Below are 18,453 nucleotides of genomic sequence, written 5' to 3'. Positions count from 1 at the left end.
CAGGTCATCCTGAAGGAGCCAAGAGAAAACTTCAATCATGCGGCGGATGGCGCAGGCTTGTCCGTCCTACGACGCTTTATAAACCTGAACCAAAATTCATAAAGTAAAAACATGAGGGAGGCCGAGATCATTACCGGAGAATACATTGCCGCAGGCACGGCCATTAAATTTGACTGGAGTATGGAACCGGCAACAACAATGGCCAAAGCGCTGTTTTGGATACCCACTTCTATGGCAATGGTTTTTTGAATTCTGCTGTTAAAACCAAGCATTCTGGACACCAGAAAGCCGATCAAAAGGGTTAAAATACACAGCAAAATTGTGAGTAGCCCCACCTGTTGAATAAGTTCAGACAGATGATTACGCTCTTTATAGAAGGTGTAAAACACGAGGGCCAATAAAAAGAGAATGGAGAAAAATTTAACTTTTTGCTCCGCAGCTGCCGCAAAAGCAGGAAATCGGCGGGCAATCACCATCCCCAGTGACAGCGGTACCAAGGTGATAAATAGCACGGCAAGCACTGTTTTCAGGACCGATATATTTACATGGCCGGCTTGCATAAACTCTGCAATACTAAAATTGACCACCAAAGGAATGGTGATGACCGCCAACAGGCTGCTTATGGCCGTTAATGTAACCGATAATGCCGCATCCCCCCGGCAGATATAGGAAACCAGGTTTGACCCCGGCCCTCCGGGACAGGCAACCAAAAGCATAAAGCCAACGGCTAATTCCGCTGTTAAGCCGGAGAAGATAAGCAGGAAGTAGCCCGTGACAGGCAAGGCAATGGTTTGCAGACCAACCCCCAGTAATACGGCCTTGGGCTTGATAAACAATCGGCTAAAATCATTCACCGTTAATGACAGCCCCATGCCCAGCATCATAAGGGCAAGGATTAAGGGGGCAATGAGGGATAATAATTGACTATTTTGCATATTTTGCGATACCTGTTTTGTAGAAACTATGTTCAACCAGAAAATAGTTTCTTCCTTTAATAGAAAATCCATGATCATGTAGATACCATCCTGGAATCATATTATTTCTGCCTGATTCCCCAGAGGCTATCTACGGTGCTCTATCTAGAAAATTTCCAGCGTAAAGGCAGTACCTGCCAGGGTGAACCTGCCATCTACGTTTATATATATAGACTTCCCGGTAGGGATAGCAGTGCAACTCTCATTTATGGTGCCGTTTAGTTCAGAAGAGCATAAGAGTGAGGAAAAAACTGCATCACGATAGACAAAAAGATCGATATCATCGGACAAGCTACTAATTGTTATATTGTAACTTGTACCGGCCGTCACACTACTTATGTTATAGAAGCTTTCTGTCGTATTAACCTGCCCGGAATAGGGAATATCTTTTGTAAAGTCGATAACAATTGGTGAGGAAACTGTGCCCTCGGATACAAGTACGTTAGGTCCAACACCTCCAACATTATCACCACCACCACCATCACCACCACCACCATCACCACCACCTCCTCCCCCACCGCAGGATATCAAAAAAAGTGCCGATAGCAACAGGGTTAAAAAAGTAAAAAAATATTTCTTGTAATTACATTCCCGAACAACTTTAAATTGTTTTTTACACATCGTTTGCCTCATTCACAGTTTCTATAGAACTATCATTTCAACTTTTGGAAAAAATCTTTTTTCCCTCTCTAAAACACACCTTTTACGATACAAAAGTAATTTTAATTTTTTGGGGCTGTTTTCATGTTTTTACTTTTGATTACAGTTAGTTACCTGATCAATCCCCGGAAGGCCCCCTTCTCTAATGCCAGGCACTACCTTTGACTTTTTTTGTGCTTCATTACCGTCTTGCAGAGTTTTCCAAATTCCTTGTCTTTTCTTCTCTTCTCCAAATATGACATTTCATTGTAAGTAGATTCTTTAGACATTTTTATATAATTTTGATAGCGGTCAGCCGATAATTGCCCTTTTTCAACGGCATCCAAAAGGGCACAGCCCTTTTCTCCAACATGTGTACAATCATTGAAGCGGCATTCTTCAGACAGAGTGATGATTTCGGCAAATGTTTCATCGAGTCCCGTATCTACCGAGAAATTCCCCAGTTCACGCATGCCCGGCGTGTCGACTATCATTGGACCCGATTCCAGTTTAATAAGCTGCCTGTGAGTTGTGGCATGCCTTCCTTTACTTTCTTTCTTACTGACCGTTTTGGTTTTATAAATTGATTCACCGATGAGCTTGTTTATTAACGTTGTTTTGCCGACTCCTGACGATCCCAACAGGCAATAGCTTAGTCCAGGTTTCATCATTTCTTTTACACTGCCCGGGCCGGATTCATTTTCATTGCTAAAAGGTACTATTTGCAAGCGGGGCATAATTTTTTGTATTTCTTCAATTCTCTTCGATATGTCTTTGTCGGAAAGGAGGTCACTCTTGCTCAACAGTACAATGGGGTCGATATTATTTTCGTTAACCATGACGAGATAACGTTCAAGGCGTCGAAGATTAAAATTTTCATTCAAAGATTGAACGATAAATGCAACATCCATATTGGCGGCAATCAACTGGAAATCAATTTTCTTCCCCGGTGTTTTTCTTTTCAACAAGGACTTGCGTGGTAAGACCTCGTGAATGATTGCGAAGCTATTTTCATCGTAAAAATTGGCAAGGACCCAATCACCCACTGCGGGATAATCAAGGGGAGATGAAGCGCTGAATGTTATTTTTCCGACTAATTCGGCTAAAACGTCAACGACGCCATTACTTATTATGTAGCTATCTTTGTGTACAGCGACTACCCTGGCTATTTCAAAGTTTTCCTGACTTTCAGGGCTAACCGACTCCAGGAACCATTTGTCAAAACCAATTTTTTTCAAATTTTTGGGAATATTATTCATGTGAAACTAAAATACCTAATGTTTTAGGGGCATTACGGTAGTCAGGCAGAGTGGATGACGCAGCTTATCCACTCTTGTATTTCCTACACCTTTAGCCAAAGGTGTGATACTTCTATAGGGCAAGCGGTACCATTTCTTTCTAGCCACTCAAAATCTCTGTTATGAGTTGAAGTGTAGAATTCAGATTTACTAACAATAGAATGCGCAGTTACGTTCAAATCAACATTTTTACTGTTATCACCAAGAACAGATGCAAGTTTTGTAAATGAATATGAATCTTTGTTGTATCCAACTATCAGAGCATCCTGCATTGCCCATGCATAGTCTCCATTTACAAACCTCACCAGCCCTTTGTTGCAATAGCACGATAAAATAGGATGTGTTTTGCCAACGGGTTTACATTCCACAAAGAGGCCATCTTGATCATTTAAAACTGGTTGTTTTTCCCGTTTTAAATCAAAGAAGATATCAGGCATCTTGTCGGGGTGTTTCTTGTCAAAATTTGTGATCTTGGGTTCACGGATAACCTTGCCGAAGAGAGCATAGTTAAATCCGGGAATATCTCCATTTTTTCGCAAATGGTTTTCAATAATCTCAACCAGCACTTGGGTAATAGTATCCTCATGCGCCGAATGAATAATAAAACCTGACGGTGGCTTTTCTTGGAGCAACTGCCATGCTCTTTTGATTACATTGCACAACAGCAGAATTGTACGCTTTGGAATCGGTGGGTGCGGCAAGGTATATTCTATGCCGTGAGTGAAAAAGCCTACCGCCATTAGTTACGCCCTACAGGAAAGACAACAAGATGATTACGTATAATATCCATCGCACAAAGGCGGGCACGGCTTAAAGTCCAATAGCGATATTGCCCAATAATGCCAACAAGAAGAAGCCCTTCTTCATGGATAATAGCGCGGCTGCATCCTGTCTTGTTAGCTTCTCTAGTGATCTGGAAAATCAAAGAAGACAATACCTCCTTCGATATATTTTGAGAACTGGCAGTCGAAGAAATAGTAAAAAAATGCCAAGGTGAATGAATACCCTTCCCTACATTATCAATTTCATCGATAGATACAGTCTCATTAGTTACCGTAAAAGATGGTGCAAGTAATCTTTGAAGTTCATCATAAAAAGTTTTCCGTTCATTCTTCGTTGGCCATGAATTAGCACGGTCACGAAATTCCTTATAGGGAGGTGCAACATCAAGCGTGTCACTAATAACCTGCCGGTCAAATTCATCCAATTCATATAGATCAAAAATAAAGTTATTGATTGCCTGCCAAGGTTTTATCGTTGCATTTTCAAGCTCATTGGATAGTTCTAAGGAATATTCATATTGCTTTTTTGACAAGGCATTAATCTCAGGAAATGGGAAATTGTCAAGATCTGATTTTGTCATTGACCTCCGTTCAGCACCCATTATAGAGCTCGTTATTAGTGCATGATATCTGAATAACATACTATGAGTAAGTAGATAAAGAAGTGCCAATATCCCGTCCGCTTTTTCACAGCCATAAGCAGAGTAACCATAAAACTTTTTTCTAAACGCTATAGGGTTTCGTGCCATCCATGACTTGGGTGAAATTACTGAATTGCTTGGCGATTGAGATACAATTAATAATGGTGGCTTGTATAGCTCAGGGTCACGCGTTCTATGTGCAGTAGGTTTCTCAGGATTAATTTGTGCTGTAGTGAATTTGAACTTTGGTAACAATGAAATATTAACAGAAAATCCATTATTGTTCGGAGGTGAGAAATTGGGTAAGTCTCGCAAAAAAGAAGCATCTTCTTGTTTTTGCTTAGCCGACAGATCATAACCTTTACTTGTATATAAACCTGATTTCTTCCAATAGGCTTTAACTGTTGGCCACTCCATAGCATTAATTTTATGAACTATCTCCACGTCAAGAAACGTTCCAACTGCTAAAATTTTCAAAAGATTAGAATCTTCTATAACCTTGCCAACAGCTATAGGTTGAGCGGCCTGATAATCAATTCGAATACGTCCTTTGTCATTTAGTCGTTTTTCAAAATGAGGAGTAACAAAATGGAAATAGTGGTTTTCGTCAGGCACGCGGTTACGCGCAAAAAAGAGCATAAAAGGCTGGCCCATATCAGGCCATACGTCTTTGCTGTCCGACAGGTTCGATCCGTTAAGAATCCCCGTAATTTCGAGGCCTTTTAATATCGCATTAAAAGCGCGCGTGCCGGGGCCAGATTGTTTGAGAAAGATTCTTGCAGGCAATACCATGGCAATAATAGCATCAGGTTTAGCCCAAAGTGTTGCTTTCCACAAAAACGGGAGGTCAGGATTGTTATCAGGATTTTGGTAATTCTTAGCGATATTCTTGAGGCCACGCTCATTTAAGGCTTTGCGAATCAGCTTGGTAAAAGATACGTTATGTTTTTTGACCTCTTTTTTTTCCGCATCTGTTTTACCTGTAAGACGGCTCCATGGGGGGTTTCCGATAACCATATCGAAACTGCCATTAAAATTATCGGATAGATCATCCCACAAACTACCCAGCACAAAACCTGTGTTTTCCTCTTCCTCCGGGCGTTTGTGATTGTAAAGTGCTACACCTTGTAATGGTTTTGGAAACTTCAAGCTTTTAGGGGGGCGAGGCGTTCCATTAAGTTCTATAGCGGTGATATATAGAGACAACGCAGCCAAGCGAAGAGCCGATTCGCTGATGTCGAAGCCGCATATCTGATTGTATAGAATAGATTGGATCGTTTTCGTATCCGGCCTTTTCCCGTCATGCTCCCATCGGGCCGCCACAAGCTTCCTGAAGGCAAGAACCAAGAAAATACCGGCTCCACAACTAGGGTCCAGAATTCTTGCATTTTTCTTGTCTTTAATTCCTTCAAACGCATCATCCACAAGATATCGCGCTATATCTTTAGGCGTGTAGTAAACACTTGTCTCTTCCGCCCGCTTATCCCATATTCTGCTGAAGTTCTCGTAAACCTGGCTGAGAACTCCAATTGGAATATGAGCAAAGTCCAAGTCACCCCAGTCGATGGTTAATTGAAAAGTTTCAACTCCAACACGATCCCAGCCTTCCATGATGGCACACAAATGTTTAAACAAACTACCATTGGTCTGTTGTGCTGCCTTATTAAATGCAATTGAATAATCATCAGAGAGAGGGAGCAAATCGCCATTGAAGGTTTCATCTAGCCACTTGCATGTTGCAACCGCGCTTTCCACATTACGGAAACAGTCACCGGGCGTTTTTGCTTGAGGGCTTATTGAAGCAAGCTCACTACATTTGACTATTTTACGGTCGCAAAGAAAACGGAAAAACAGTGCCCTGCCGAGAAATGAAAGAACATCCAGAGGGTTTAGTCCATGCCCTATCAGGTCTTTAGAAGAATAGGTCATGGCGTCATGAATTGTCTTGAAAACATAATCAGCAGCTTCTGGCTGGCCTTCCATTGTAAAGGAGCCGCTTACAACACTTTGAAAAAAGAGGGGGGCCTCCGGGGCTTCCTGTTTAATTGTCTTCGGCTTATTCCCTTTAGCCAGGACTGAACGGTCCAAGTTGACAGGGTAAACATTTAGTTCGCCTGGGTTCATGATACCTACATATGCCCTTTCTCCACGGTTAGCCAAAAGCCACTGCAAATCCAATATAGTCTTGTCATCAATATTTTGCTTTCGATCACCAGAAACAATATAAAGCAAAGGTCTTGCCTGGAATTCAGCAACTGCATCTACCTTTAAATCACCCTTACTTGCTGTGTTCAACAAATCAAGGTAGTCAAGATGTCTAGGGGTAGGTTCATCACCTAATATGACTAGATCGTGACAGCCAAAAGATTTTGCTTCATTTAAAATATTCATAAGTAACGCCTATTATTCCCAGTTCGCACAATTCCCTGATATCGTCCAAGAATTTGGATATAATGTCTTTGATCCTTAGTATAGCTGAGGTCTTTAAAGGCAGGGTTTTCTGATTTAAGAACAAACATATTAGATGACAAATAAACTCTTTTTAACGTAGCTTCTCCCTCAATAAGTACAGCAGCAATTTCCCCATTTTCGACACTATCTCGCCTCTGTATTACAGCAATATCACCATTATTGATCCCTACACCTGTCATGCTGTCACCAACAACATGAAGAGCGAAGAGTTCACCATCTCCAAACATTGCAGGTGGTATAGGTAGATGTTCTTCAAAATTTTGCTCTGCCCATATAGGAACACCTGCTGCGATACAACCTAATAGAGGAATTGAATCCACCTGTTGCTGACTTGTCGGTTCATTTTGAAATGTTAACTGTATCCCGCGAGCTTTCCCTGGGTTCAAGTGGATATAACCTTTTTTCTCTATAAGCAGCAGATGATTCTTTACAGATGTAATACTACTGAACTTAAAGTAATTACATATTTCCATATATGTAGGGGGATAACCATTATCCCTCACCCACGAAACAATAAATTCATAAATTTCTGATTGCTTATTAGTAAGGTTCTTCATGAGAATATAGTATGAGGTCGCAATAGTGTTATTATTTACACTATATTAATGTACACTATTCTAAAAATCAAGATATGAAATAGCAAAAAAATAAGGGAAGATCTCTCCTTAATTCCTTCCCTTTATTCTACTCTCCAAGTAGATACTATCTACAATTCAATGTCCCCTTCATTGTTATGCTCGAGAAATACGGTAATCCATGTAACTCAATCCTTCTAAATAAAAGTTGATATGTTTCCCCGCTCGATCCAAGACAGGCGCTGTTTCAGAGATCAGGAATATGTCTTTTTGAGTCCTGTTCACTAAAGTCTCTAAGCTGTGCCGATGAAATTTCTTGTAACTATATTGCTCAATCAACTCACTACTGATAAAGAAAGTAGGTCTAATCTCTAATTTTCCATGACGCAGCTTATTTACAAAACGAACGTAGAATTCTTTGCCAGATACAGTTTTATTTAACCATGCCTTGCCATAATAAACGCGGTAATCATCTTGAAGTTCAGAAATATCTTGATTATCTACCTTAATAAATAAATCCTGAAGGGAAATAAAACCTGTTTTTGGAAGTTGCACATCGAAGTTTTCTCCATTAAGAAAAGAATCTACTAGTGCACTGAGTGTTTTTCTTTGTTGTATTTTTCGATTTCCGGAATACTGGTTTTTGTGACCGAGGGACCTGTAGTCACCTTTATTTTCTTCTGTTCTCCGGTTAGAATCAGATCGATACACAGAAGGTGGCTGGAGATTTAAGCGGACAGAATTCTCATGGAATACATCTTCGTAACCATAAAGATCGTCTGTCTGACCTATTGTATACCCTCTCTTTAACTTAATTTCTTTTCCGATATTACAGTTATCTTTATGTTGAGAAACAAATTTATAGTAGGGGTCGCGTTTCCGAAGGTGCTTCGGTCTATCAAGATTTGCACATGTTACTTGAGCATCGCAATTCGGGTCAGGACATTCAAACTCATACTTTGAGCGGAGTTTTCCAGTAAGGTAAAGCTGGTCCGCTTTCTCAGCTGCTAAATTCTGACCGAGTTCTAGTGATAAGGCTTTTTCTAGCTTCATAGTTTTACAGGCTGGGCATTGCCCAGATAATGCAACTTTATCAAATACGCAGACCCGTAGGATGGATAAGCCTGCGCCATCCGCCGCATGAAATAATCCCCCTCATCACCAGCCTGAACATCCTTTATATCACAACTCACCCAATTTTCAGGATAAATACCCTTTTTAGCAAGCTTATGAAAAGTCGAATGATGCCAATCATCGACATGTTCATCCATCAATGTAAAAAGGCCTTCGCTTCTTTATCTTTTGAACCGATTCCCGAAGTAACTCAATATGGTCGGTAAAAAGTAATTTTTTTCTTTCTAACAAATTAACGGTGAAAAAGTAGCCGGCACCTTCGATTCTTTGTCGTCTGTAGTTTGGCATTATGGTGTTATTTAATCATTCGGCGTATGGCGCAGGCTTATACGCCCTACGGGGCTGTTTTCAGTGTTTTTTCTTTTAAGTACAATTAGTTAACTCTGTCCGACCCCATTCAGTTCTCATCTTTTGTTTTCAGTTATTCAAGATGGTCCGATCCCATTGCCGGCATTACGAAGGTTCTTGACAGGTTTTCTGTTCCACCTTAACTACAACGTTGCCAACTTTATGAAACCCTTCAACATAGCGATGGGCCTCAGGAATTTCCTCAAAAGAATACTCTCTGTCAACCACTGTTTTAATATCACTGTTTTCGTAGAGCTGCTTTAGCAAACCAAGGTTTTCCATGCTGAAAGTAGCTATTTGTTTACTGGAAAGGTAAAGGCCACCTTTTGCCAGAACCTTTTTCGCTTCAGATTTGCTTGTTTTCCCTACGGCATCGAAAATAATGTCATATTCCTTCTGACTATGGGAGTAGTTTTCCTTCGTGTAATCAATAATGTGATCGGCACCGAGAGACTTTACCAACTCTACATTTTTTGAACTGCATACAGCCGTAACCTCAGCACCATAGTATTTAGCTATTTGTACAGAGAATGTGCCTACACTACCCGACGCCCCATAAACAAGAACTCTCTTTCCTTTGCTTATATTTCCTTTTTCCTTTAGAAAATATATCGATGTCAGGCCTCCGGCGGGAATTGCTGATGCCGAGCTAAATGTGCTTCCTTCCGGCATTTTTTCCACTAACCCTGACCTGGTTGAGCCCTTTTCAGGGAGGCATATATATTCGGAGTGAGTTCCAAAACGGAGGCCCGAGAAGGCAAAGACATAATCTCCTTTTTTGAATCGCTTTATGTCTTTACCAACGGACTCCACCTCACCGGCTAATTCAAAGCCAAGCACTCTTATTTTTTTGGGCCTTGTCAGTCCATTCATCAATCTCATTACGAAAGGTTCAGCCTTCCGCATTCGCCAATCAGCAGCAGCAACAGTGGTGCTGCATATTCTGATGAGAATTTCATTATCCTTTGGCTCAGGCTTATTTATATCATCAAGGTATAAAACATCCGCTTCACCGTACTTATCAAAAACCCAGGCCTTCATACTGATTACCTCTCCTTTTTAAAACTAAATAACTGAATTTAAACTCTGCACCCGAAAACCTGACAAGTAATTATGTATTTTCCTGATAACACCCTATTTTTTTATGCGGCGGAATACACATTGTTATTCCGCCCTGCCTGGCTTTATTTCTCTTCCGAGAAAATATCAATATAATCAGTATAGCGAAAACGGCGGTTTCTGCTATGGCCGGTTATTTCCGAAAGCATATTATTGTCAACAAATTTATTCATTAGCTGATTTGCAGCTGTATAGCTGGTGCCTGTCAGATCAATAATATCCTTTACAGTAATAATAGGGATAGAGTAGAGCTTTTCCAGAACTTTAAGTCCGTTGGCGGCTATTCGCCCAAAGTTCTCTGCAATAAGTGAGCGATGTCGCTCTCTCAAGTCTACGATTTTACGTGCTATTTCCGTCGCTTCAATGGAAATGCAAGCTACACCGTCGAGAAAGAATTTCAACCAATCTTCCCAGTTGCCATTGTCTCTAACTTCCTGTAAGAGATCATAGTATCGATCACGATGCTTTTTGAAATAATAGGAAAGATAAAGTACCGGAGTTTGTAATATATCCAGTTCACAAAGAAGAAAGGTTATTAGCAGTCTTCCTACCCTCCCATTTCCATCCAGAAAGGGATGAATCGTTTCAAACTGAGCATGTGCTATACCGATCTTGAGCAGAACAGGAAAAGGGGCGCTTGAATGTAGAAAATTTTCAAAAGCCGAGAGAACCGGCGGGAGTTCGGAAGGTGGAGGTGGCACAAAGGTAGCTTCACTGAGTGTACAACCGGCCGGGCCGATCCAGTTCTGGGTACTTCTGAATTCACCCGGTTGCCTGTGGGCACCTCGAACCCCTTTGAGTAGTTTTTCATGAATTTCACGAATCAAACGGGTTGAAACGGGGAGTTCTGCAAGTTTTTGCAAACCATAATTCATTGCAGTAACGTAATTAAGTACCTCATTCACATCATGTGGGCGGTCTTCACTAAATACCTTTGCTTCTACCTCAAGCAGATCATTTAATGAACTTTGCGTTCCCTCAATTTGGCTCGATAGAACAGCTTCTTTTCGAACATACATATAGACAAACCAGTCAGGGTCCGGCAACGTTTGGATAGAGCCGTCAAGTCTTCCCAAAGCACGGTCTGCTTTTGAAAGGAGCGTTTGCATTTCCTGGTCTATCGCGATAGGTGGTTGAGGTGGCAAAGAGGCTGGAATAAAAGCAGAATAGCCCTGGGATTGGCGAATATATTTACCTGCACGCCCTATATGCTTCATTTAATGTATCCTTATTTACACTAAGCTTTAATATAGCGGTAAAAATCTTTTATATGTAAGGCTGCCTTTAATATAGAGCAAGTTTATTATTATATGCAAGCCTAACTTTATTATAGGAACTCCCCTGTGGGTAATGGTCATGGAATTCAGAGGACAAACAAAACAGTTATTTCAACTAAAGGGAGAATCTTTTCCCCCCTTCCCCTAAAAGCCCCTTTTTGGGCTTAAAACAGGCCTTTTAAGACTGATTTTAAGCCTTTTTCAGGAATCTTATCTTTTGTTTTCAGCTACTTAGCTTACTCCGACCCCATCAGCCCCCATCGATTGATTCACAACTTCAATATTAAAACCTTCATCATCAGTAGGAGCTTGAAAATAACCGGTTACCTGATGAAAGACCTCTTCCGTATCAAATCGGGCACGCTCCGGTGAACTCTTTCTACGTTTTTCAATCCGCTTTAAGCACAATTGATCATCTGCTTGCAGATAAATCAATTTGTGGGGGATATGGTCATGGGAAAATATTTCTTTAAACCATGCTCTCTGCTTCTTTGTGTTCCCCGGAAAATCCAAAACTACGGTAACTTCCGACTTTAAAATTCTTCGAACATGCTCCTTTAACAAGGGCTTTAAGCGTGATGAATATTTTATATAATCGTCAAAGTTCTTTATTTCTTCCGGATAAATAGCAGAAAGCCAGTCATCTTCCGATAAAAAAACTGCCTTTAATTCTTTGGCCAGCTTTTTTGAGTAAGTCGATTTTCCAACCCCCATTTTCCCGCAGAAAAAAATCAAATTTCCTTTTTTATTCATTATCTCTACCTTGCTGCCCATTATTACTTTTTATAGGTTAGCTGTCTTCATCATCGTTACATGCATAGTGAGATATTTCAATACCAATTTGTGCGCTTGCAGCAAGCTGGATAAGTCTGGGTGGCAAATAAGAGTTTTGAGCAAAACACCCCTCATAGAAGGAGACGCCGAAATCAAGCATGGCATACTGTACTCCTGGGAATGTAGACATTTCTGAAATAGCCGGTGCGTGCAAAGCCAAGAACTCTGTTGCTTCCGAGACTTGACGGTCGAACTCATCAAAGTCAGCATCGCTGGCAACAAAGGTTGCTCCAGAATTTGAATGAAGTTTTCCTTTAAGTGTGTGAGGTTCGCCTTTTTTCCAAAACCGATCTGCAACAAGAGAATGCTTAGATAGCAGAGTATCAATATCTAATGTTTCACCGGAAATTCTTAAGAAGCAGCTCATATGTTCCTTTTTACCTTAAAGCCCCCATTTTAAGCCCAAAATGGGCCTTTTAAGGCTGATTTTATGGCGTTTTTGATGGCTTTATCTTTTGTTTTCAGCTACTTAACTTGGTCCGACCCATTAAGGATACACCTACGGCATTGGTGAAGTAACAGCGCTTACCTGGGTTCTTGAAGTGGGAGATGCAGAGCGATTTAGTTCTATAGGACAAGCTGTTAGCTATTGCGGTCTGTGCAGCGCCCAAAAGGAATCTGCCGGAAAAATTAAGAGAGGTCCTCTGTCAAAGCAGAGAAATAAACATCTCCAGACTGTGCTGGTAGAGGCTGCCAAACTGGCGCCCCGTTGGAATAGACAACTTGCCCGGGTGCATGAACGGGAAGTTCAAAAAGGAAATAGAAATCGCGCAACGCTGGCAGTGGCCAGAAAGCTTGTAGCCTATATGCTTGCTGTAGACAAACGGAGAACAGGATTTAACGCATCAGAAGTTTCGGAAGCGGCATAAGGGCTAAACCATAACGCTGTATTTGCAAACGATCTTCCCGCCGGGTCTCACATAATAGGGTCTGAGTAATCAGATATAAATATTTGAGAGACTCCATTGTCGCTGTTTTGAGACTGGCGGGTTTAACCCAAACTCAATCTTCTGTAAGGGCCTCAAAAAAGGGGTAATGCCTGAAAATGATCCGCATTGCCTGGCCCGAGACGGCAAATGGATGTCTGGTCGCGAATGATCGTGGACCCAATGACTTGATAAAAAAGGTTGTTACTAATGCAGCAGAAAAATTAAACCATCGGGAGAGGTCAACCGAAGGGAGAGGGAAATCTCCGTTTTCCTGTTGACTTTACTTATCATGGATGTCCCTATTTTAATTTAGTTCAACTGCGTGGAATAAATATTATGAAAGATTCAGGAGAAAAAAAACTTTTAAGATTTTTATACCTGCCGGGGATATTATCTGTTAGAGAGAACCACTACCACGTTATTCTTACTCGTATCTATCCTCTTCCATTTGTGTTACACTTAATCCCAATCAACTATAGTTGCTTCGCGGCCAAACATACCGGTTTGTTCTAACCCTCCCTGAAGCTCTTTACGCATTCCTACTCAAGCACTTTTTTTATTTTCATTTCTTCGGTAGTTGACCCGTCCTTTCTGAATCTTCCCAGGCGCGTATTCCTGGCATTATCAGGAAATAACCTTTAAGCATATAGGGAGGAATAAAATGAACGTACTTCATGTAGCTACGTTAAACCGGCCCATCAGGCAGAATCTGGGGTACGGTCCCATCGAAACGGTAATCTATAACATAGACAAGGGAATGAATGATCTGGGACACCGCTCCATCGTGGCCTGTTCGGGCGATTCTTCAGTCGTGGGGGAACGCTACACCACCATCGAAGAGAGTTTCAGCGAATACTGGAGCAAAGATACACGCGTTCAGCGTGCGAGTATGAAAAGCCATCTCCAAAGATCGCTGGAAAGGGCGAAGGGGGGGGATATAGACATCATCCATATGCATGACGCCATCATGGTTGAGTATATGTTCAAGGGGGTTATGAAAAGCCCCGTTCCCATCGTCATGACCCTCCATGTGCCTGCCAAAGAGAAAGGGCCCTTCAAGGTGTGGAACGAATCGCTCAATTCTTCTTCAGGAGCCTATTTTGTCCCTATCAGCGAGTACCAGAAGAGACAGCATGAAGGGCTGGTAAACGGGCAGGAGGTCATCCATCATGGCATCGACGTGGGGGATTACCCCTATAGAGACATTACGGGCAAGCACGACTATCTCTTCTCCATCGGAAGGATCACGGCCGACAAGGGGCAGGACAAGGCGATCGAGATTGCCAGGATAACGGACTCCCGCCTCATCCTCGCCGGTAATGTTCAGAACAAGCCTGAAGACCGGGCATTCTTCAAGAGCCTCAAAAAATCGATAGACCTCGTGACTGACGCGGGCAAAGAGTTCTCGACTGCCGATTATTATGAAAAGGTGATGAAACCCATCTTCAACTCAGATGCGCAGATCATCTACATCGGGGAGGTGGACAGCGATCGAAAAAAACTCTGGTACGCCCATGCACGGGCCACCCTGTTCCCTATCCAGTGGGGCGAACCCTTCGGCCTTGTCCTCATTGAATCGATGGCATGTGGAACCCCCATAATCGCCTTCAATAAAGGCTCCGTACCTGAGATCGTCATTCACGGCGAGACCGGTTTTGCCGTGGAAACGATGGATGAGATGGTCCGGGCGGTAGGTGCCTTAAGGACGATCAGTCCCACCAACTGCCGCAAGCACATCAAAGAGAACTTCTCCATTGCCAGCATGTCCCGGAAATATTCCGAGCTTTACGAGAATATTCTGAGAAAGGGGCTTCATGCCTAAAGATATCCCCGTAAGCAACGGCTCTTTCCATCTGAACTTCGATTCCGATTACCAGATCCGCGACGTTTATTTCCCTCATGTGGGGCAGGAAAACCATTCAAGTGGCCAGCCCTTCCGCTTCGGCGTATGGGCCGACGGCAATTACTCATGGATGGGGCCTCAGTGGGAAAAAGACTTAAGGTATCATGACAACTCTCTTGTGACGAATGTCTTCCTGAAGAATAACCTTCTCGGCCTTAAACTCAGATGTTCCGACGTGGTGGATATGAATCTCAATATCTACGTTAAAGAAATGGAGGTCATCAACCTCGAGGATAAACCCCGTCAGGTGAGGCTCTTTTTCAGCCACGATTTTAACATCTACGGAAACGGTATCGGCGGAACGGCCTATTTCGACCCGCGAAGCGCCTCCATCATTCACTACAAGATGCACCGCTATTTCCTGATCAGCTGCTGGTCTCAGAAGCAATGGGGAGTAAAACATTTCACCTGCGGGGGAAGAGGGGGGCCGGGGGAACTCGGCACCGCACAAGAGGCCGAAAAGGGGGAGCTCGGCGCTAATCCTTCTGCCTGGGGTTCTCCTCATTCCACTATCGGGATCTGGCTCGATCTACCTGCAAGAGGGAAAATAAAGACCTATTACTGGATGGCGGCAGGCACCACCTACAAAGAGGTGGCAGACCTCAACCTGGAAGTTCACAAAAAGAGTCCGGTAGAACTGATCAGGCGGTCCTCCAGATACTGGAATACATGGGTACATAAAGATTCCCCTCAGCCGGAAGGCCTGCCCCGATCGGTGACCGACATATACAGGCGAAGCCTGCTTATACTAAGGACGCAGATCGACAACGGCGGAGCGATTATTGCCGCCAATGATTCCGACATCATCCGTTTCGGCAAAGATACCTATTCCTACATGTGGGGGAGGGACGGCGCCTTCGTTGCTGCTGCGCTGGCAAAGGCGGGATACTCCCACGCCTGCATAAAATATTTCGACTTCTGCGCCCGCATCCTCTCCGACGAGGGCTATATGTTCCAGCATTACAATCCCGACGGCTCTCTAGCCAGCAACTGGCATTCCTGGCTCGTTGAAGGCAAGGAGGTCCTTCCCATCCAGGAAGATTCGACGGCACTCACGCTATGGGCACTCTGGATGCACTATGAGAGCCTGAAGGATATAGAATTTATCAGGCCCCTTTACGGCAGGATCATTAAAAAAGCCGCCGACTTTCTAGTCTCTTACCGCGACCCTGAAACGATGCTTCCCCTGCCTTCCTACGATCTATGGGAAGAGCGTTACGCGCTGCATACCTATACGGTGGCCTCCGTTATTGCCGGTCTCAGGGCGGCGGCGAATTTTGCGAGACTCTTCAAGGATGACGCCCTGGCCGCAAACTACGATCTCGCGGCCCATGAAATGACAGATGCTGTCTGTAGCCACCTCTACCATGAGGGCTTGAAGCGCTTTGCCCGGTCCGGTTCCAGGACTAAGGAGGGATACAAGCTTGACGAGGTGATCGATATCAGTCTCCTAAGCCTGGCTACTCTTGGCGTTCTAGACCCCGGTGATGAGCGGATGGTTGAAACAGCCGAAGCAATACGTGAACAGCTCTGGCTGAAAACGCCCGTAGAAGGGTGCGCCAGATACGAGGGGGATGTCTATCAGCGTGCCGACGACAGCCCCGATAGCATTCCGGGCAATCCATGGTTTATTTCAACACTCTGGCTGGCTGAATACTATATCGACCTGGCAAAAGACAGGTCAGAGCTTCTTCAAGCGCTCCCCTATATCGAGTGGTGCGGGAAATATGCCCTTCCCTCAGGCGTTCTTGCCGAGCAGGTCCATCCCCTGAGCGGTGAACCGCTTTGCGTCTCCCCCCTTACCTGGAGTCACTCGGCCTATGTCTGGACGGTCCTCAGGTACACGGAAAAAAAGAAGGACTTTGAAAAAGCTAAAAAAAGAGGTAAATAGGTGAAGTGCCCCCGTATTTTCAAAGGGAACGGTCCTTCTTTTTACTCTCCATTTATTTAATAGGATGTGTTTATTTGAAAAGGAATTTACATGAATAGAATACAATGCTTCGCTGACCGAATGGGGCGCGTAGTTTATGGTTTGAGCGGATTAAGTCTGGCTCTGATCAGCCTCACAATGATGGCCGTTGGCTTATGGGGCATTTGGCTCTCAGTACACGAAAAAACCCTTCTTGTGAAAGCCCTTCTCGATGGAATCGGATTAATGGTGATTGGTATGGCAGTCTTTGATGTTTCCAAGTTTTTGCTGGAGGAAGAAGTCCTCCACAACAGCGGAACGAAGTCTCCCTCAAAGCAGAGAGAGACATTAATAAAGTTTCTCGTCATCATTGCTATCGCAGTAAGCCTGGAAGCCCTGGTCTTCATTTTTGATGCAGGGAAGAAAGAAATTAGTCATTTGATTTATCCAACGTTCTTGTTAGTTGCCGCAGTTTTAGTGGTGATCGGTCTTGGTGTGTATCAGAAACTGACTCAGGATGAAGCCAAATAGTCGCAAAATATCGCAGTATAAAAATGCGAAAATGGACGAAAATGGGGTCGGACCAAGCTAACCTGTTGTTATATAAGCATTATCATTCCAATAATAGCTGTTTTCAGGGCTTAGAGCCCCCATTTTTGGGTCAAAATGAACACTGTAAGCATTTACCTCTTCTCTAAGCACATATTGGTCACCCTTTTCTTTTAATCGCCCATTATTTGCCGTTAAACCAAGTTGCGCCCTTGTTCTTTCTATGAAGCTCCTCGTACCCACAGCAATACTTTCTGACCAGCTGGCTTCTCGGCGGCTCTCCTCTTTTTTCAGTGCTTCCTCTACCCATTGTCTATGTTCTTTTATCAATTGATCTTTACTACCCACGCTACAATAATCAACAAGTCCCTGCTGATCGATCAATGTATATCTGTCTGGAGGGTTTTGTATTTCATTATATCCACACATAAGCCATTCCGAGGGATGCTTTACAACACCGGCTCTCACCATATTCAGGTCAATGTAAACCAGGCATCTCATCAGGTGCTCACCTCTTTCTATTGCAGTCGCATGGTCCCTGTCTTCCCAAAAGGCCCCTTTACGGCTTTTTCGTTGATTAAATTCCTGAGCCGTTCTTCCTGCTATTAATTGCAAGCTTTTTGGTATGACATTTTGCCCGCTATCTATGACCAGCAAATGAATATGATTGGACGTGACCGTATAATTCAGTATTCTCAGCCCAAAACGCTTCTTTGCTTCATAAAGCCAGCTTAGCCAATTCTCCCTGTCTCTCGAAAACTTCAAGAGAAATTCCTTTTTGTGACAGCGGTGCGTTATATGCCAGACATGACCAGGTATATAATATCTATTCGCTCTTGCCATTATTTTCTTAAAACCCCCATTTTGACCCTAAAATGGGTCTTCTAAGGCCCAAAACAGGCCTCTTTTTGAAGCAATATCCTTTATTTTCAAGCACTTGACCTTTAGAGTAGAAGGCAGCGAACCTGCCGATAATAAGACATGGTTCACAGCCTCCCCTCATCAAACCGTACTAGCGGTTCTCCCGCATACGGCTTTCCGATGTTCTTCTTTCTTAAGCATGCACACCT

At 43.1% G+C, this 18,453-nt stretch carries 17 protein-coding genes and 1 pseudogene; 4 read left to right on the top strand and 14 right to left on the bottom strand.

All coding sequences use genetic code 11. The features are described 5' to 3' along the window. Positions 1 to 35: 35 nt before the first annotated feature. The 13 genes and pseudogenes from OEV42_04895 to OEV42_04835 form a co-directional block, all read right to left on the bottom strand. On the bottom strand, positions 36 to 1,007 hold the full coding sequence (locus OEV42_04895) for a bile acid:sodium symporter family protein (protein MDH3973598.1): 972 nt from the start codon (positions 1,005 to 1,007) through the stop codon (positions 36 to 38). A gap of 72 nt (positions 1,008 to 1,079) precedes the next feature. Next, entirely contained in the window at positions 1,080 to 1,595 is a 516-nt protein-coding gene (locus OEV42_04890) for a hypothetical protein (GenBank protein ID MDH3973597.1), read from the bottom strand. A gap of 194 nt (positions 1,596 to 1,789) precedes the next feature. After that, on the bottom strand, positions 1,790 to 2,872 hold the full coding sequence (rsgA, locus tag OEV42_04885) for a ribosome small subunit-dependent GTPase A (protein MDH3973596.1): 1,083 nt from the start codon (positions 2,870 to 2,872) through the stop codon (positions 1,790 to 1,792). Positions 2,873 to 2,955: 83 nt separating this feature from the next. Next, positions 2,956 to 3,651 (bottom strand): hypothetical protein, encoded by a 696-nt coding sequence (locus OEV42_04880; protein ID MDH3973595.1) that lies wholly within the window; start codon positions 3,649 to 3,651, stop codon positions 2,956 to 2,958. After that, complete coding sequence (locus OEV42_04875; protein MDH3973594.1) at positions 3,651 to 6,725, bottom strand: N-6 DNA methylase; 3,075 nt, start codon at positions 6,723 to 6,725, stop codon at positions 3,651 to 3,653. Before OEV42_04875 ends, OEV42_04880 begins: the two co-directional genes overlap by 1 nt. Then, positions 6,722 to 7,363, bottom strand: a complete 642-nt coding sequence (gene lexA, locus OEV42_04870) for a transcriptional repressor LexA (GenBank protein ID MDH3973593.1) — start codon at positions 7,361 to 7,363, stop codon at positions 6,722 to 6,724. The genes OEV42_04875 and lexA overlap by 4 nt, the downstream gene beginning before the upstream one ends. A 174-nt stretch (positions 7,364 to 7,537) precedes the next feature. After that, a complete protein-coding gene (locus OEV42_04865) occupies positions 7,538 to 8,434 on the bottom strand; it encodes a hypothetical protein (protein MDH3973592.1) in 897 nt (298 codons plus the stop codon). After that, a complete protein-coding gene (locus OEV42_04860) occupies positions 8,431 to 8,652 on the bottom strand; it encodes a hypothetical protein (GenBank protein MDH3973591.1) in 222 nt (73 codons plus the stop codon). Before OEV42_04860 ends, OEV42_04865 begins: the two co-directional genes overlap by 4 nt. Then, positions 8,651 to 8,803 (bottom strand): annotated as a pseudogene (locus tag OEV42_04855) (transposase). The gene OEV42_04860 and the pseudogene OEV42_04855 overlap by 2 nt, the downstream one beginning before the upstream one ends. Positions 8,804 to 8,968: 165 nt before the next feature. Beyond that, positions 8,969 to 9,904, bottom strand: coding sequence for an NAD(P)-dependent alcohol dehydrogenase (locus OEV42_04850; protein ID MDH3973590.1), 936 nt, complete (start codon positions 9,902 to 9,904; stop codon positions 8,969 to 8,971). A 143-nt stretch (positions 9,905 to 10,047) separates the two neighbouring features. Then, on the bottom strand, positions 10,048 to 11,199 hold the full coding sequence (locus OEV42_04845) for a Fic family protein (protein ID MDH3973589.1): 1,152 nt from the start codon (positions 11,197 to 11,199) through the stop codon (positions 10,048 to 10,050). A gap of 291 nt (positions 11,200 to 11,490) precedes the next feature. Further along, positions 11,491 to 12,012, bottom strand: a complete 522-nt coding sequence (locus tag OEV42_04840) for an ATP-binding protein (protein ID MDH3973588.1) — start codon at positions 12,010 to 12,012, stop codon at positions 11,491 to 11,493. Positions 12,013 to 12,049: 37 nt separating this feature from the next. Further along, complete coding sequence (locus OEV42_04835) at positions 12,050 to 12,460, bottom strand: hypothetical protein (GenBank protein MDH3973587.1); 411 nt, start codon at positions 12,458 to 12,460, stop codon at positions 12,050 to 12,052. A 175-nt stretch (positions 12,461 to 12,635) separates the two neighbouring features. Here OEV42_04835 and OEV42_04830 point away from each other — a divergent pair, with 175 nt between their 5' ends. The 4 genes from OEV42_04830 (at position 12,636) to OEV42_04815 (ending at position 17,365) form a co-directional block, all read left to right on the top strand. Next, complete coding sequence (locus tag OEV42_04830) at positions 12,636 to 12,962, top strand: IS110 family transposase (protein MDH3973586.1); 327 nt, start codon at positions 12,636 to 12,638, stop codon at positions 12,960 to 12,962. Between the two features lie 721 nt (positions 12,963 to 13,683). Beyond that, complete coding sequence (locus OEV42_04825) at positions 13,684 to 14,844, top strand: glycosyltransferase family 4 protein (GenBank protein ID MDH3973585.1); 1,161 nt, start codon at positions 13,684 to 13,686, stop codon at positions 14,842 to 14,844. Beyond that, positions 14,837 to 16,816: a glycoside hydrolase family 15 protein gene (locus OEV42_04820; protein MDH3973584.1), complete on the top strand. Its 1,980-nt coding sequence runs from the start codon at positions 14,837 to 14,839 to the stop codon at positions 16,814 to 16,816. Before OEV42_04825 ends, OEV42_04820 begins: the two co-directional genes overlap by 8 nt. 120 nt (positions 16,817 to 16,936) lie before the next feature. Then, positions 16,937 to 17,365 carry a general glycosylation pathway protein gene (locus OEV42_04815; GenBank protein MDH3973583.1) on the top strand — a complete coding sequence of 143 codons (429 nt, stop codon included), beginning with the start codon at positions 16,937 to 16,939 and terminating at the stop codon, positions 17,363 to 17,365. Positions 17,366 to 17,422: 57 nt separating this feature from the next. Here the strand turns inward: OEV42_04815 and OEV42_04810 are convergent, their stop codons facing one another. After that, a complete protein-coding gene (locus OEV42_04810) occupies positions 17,423 to 18,226 on the bottom strand; it encodes a transposase (protein ID MDH3973582.1) in 804 nt (267 codons plus the stop codon). Between the last annotated feature and the right edge of the window lie 227 nt (positions 18,227 to 18,453).

It is taken from the genome of Deltaproteobacteria bacterium (assembly GCA_029860075.1).
Classification (GTDB): domain Bacteria; phylum Desulfobacterota; class JADFVX01; order JADFVX01; family JADFVX01; genus JAOUBX01.
Note: the sequence above shows the minus strand (reverse complement) of the source record. Positions and strands in the feature narration are given on the sequence as shown.

Coding starts and splice junctions, on each gene's coding strand:
- OEV42_04895 (MDH3973598.1), bottom strand. CDS start 1,007: ATGGATTTTCTATTAAAGGAAGAAACTATTTTCTGGTTGAACATAGTT.
- OEV42_04890 (MDH3973597.1), bottom strand. CDS start 1,595: ATGTGTAAAAAACAATTTAAAGTTGTTCGGGAATGTAATTACAAGAAA.
- rsgA (MDH3973596.1), bottom strand. CDS start 2,872: ATGAATAATATTCCCAAAAATTTGAAAAAAATTGGTTTTGACAAATGG.
- OEV42_04880 (MDH3973595.1), bottom strand. CDS start 3,651: ATGGCGGTAGGCTTTTTCACTCACGGCATAGAATATACCTTGCCGCAC.
- OEV42_04875 (MDH3973594.1), bottom strand. CDS start 6,725: ATGAATATTTTAAATGAAGCAAAATCTTTTGGCTGTCACGATCTAGTC.
- lexA (MDH3973593.1), bottom strand. CDS start 7,363: ATGAAGAACCTTACTAATAAGCAATCAGAAATTTATGAATTTATTGTT.
- OEV42_04865 (MDH3973592.1), bottom strand. CDS start 8,434: ATGAAGCTAGAAAAAGCCTTATCACTAGAACTCGGTCAGAATTTAGCA.
- OEV42_04860 (MDH3973591.1), bottom strand. CDS start 8,652: ATGGATGAACATGTCGATGATTGGCATCATTCGACTTTTCATAAGCTT.
- OEV42_04850 (MDH3973590.1), bottom strand. CDS start 9,904: ATGAAGGCCTGGGTTTTTGATAAGTACGGTGAAGCGGATGTTTTATAC.
- OEV42_04845 (MDH3973589.1), bottom strand. CDS start 11,199: ATGAAGCATATAGGGCGTGCAGGTAAATATATTCGCCAATCCCAGGGC.
- OEV42_04840 (MDH3973588.1), bottom strand. CDS start 12,012: ATGAATAAAAAAGGAAATTTGATTTTTTTCTGCGGGAAAATGGGGGTT.
- OEV42_04835 (MDH3973587.1), bottom strand. CDS start 12,460: ATGAGCTGCTTCTTAAGAATTTCCGGTGAAACATTAGATATTGATACT.
- OEV42_04825 (MDH3973585.1), top strand. CDS start 13,684: ATGAACGTACTTCATGTAGCTACGTTAAACCGGCCCATCAGGCAGAAT.
- OEV42_04820 (MDH3973584.1), top strand. CDS start 14,837: ATGCCTAAAGATATCCCCGTAAGCAACGGCTCTTTCCATCTGAACTTC.
- OEV42_04815 (MDH3973583.1), top strand. CDS start 16,937: ATGGGGCGCGTAGTTTATGGTTTGAGCGGATTAAGTCTGGCTCTGATC.
- OEV42_04810 (MDH3973582.1), bottom strand. CDS start 18,226: ATGGCAAGAGCGAATAGATATTATATACCTGGTCATGTCTGGCATATA.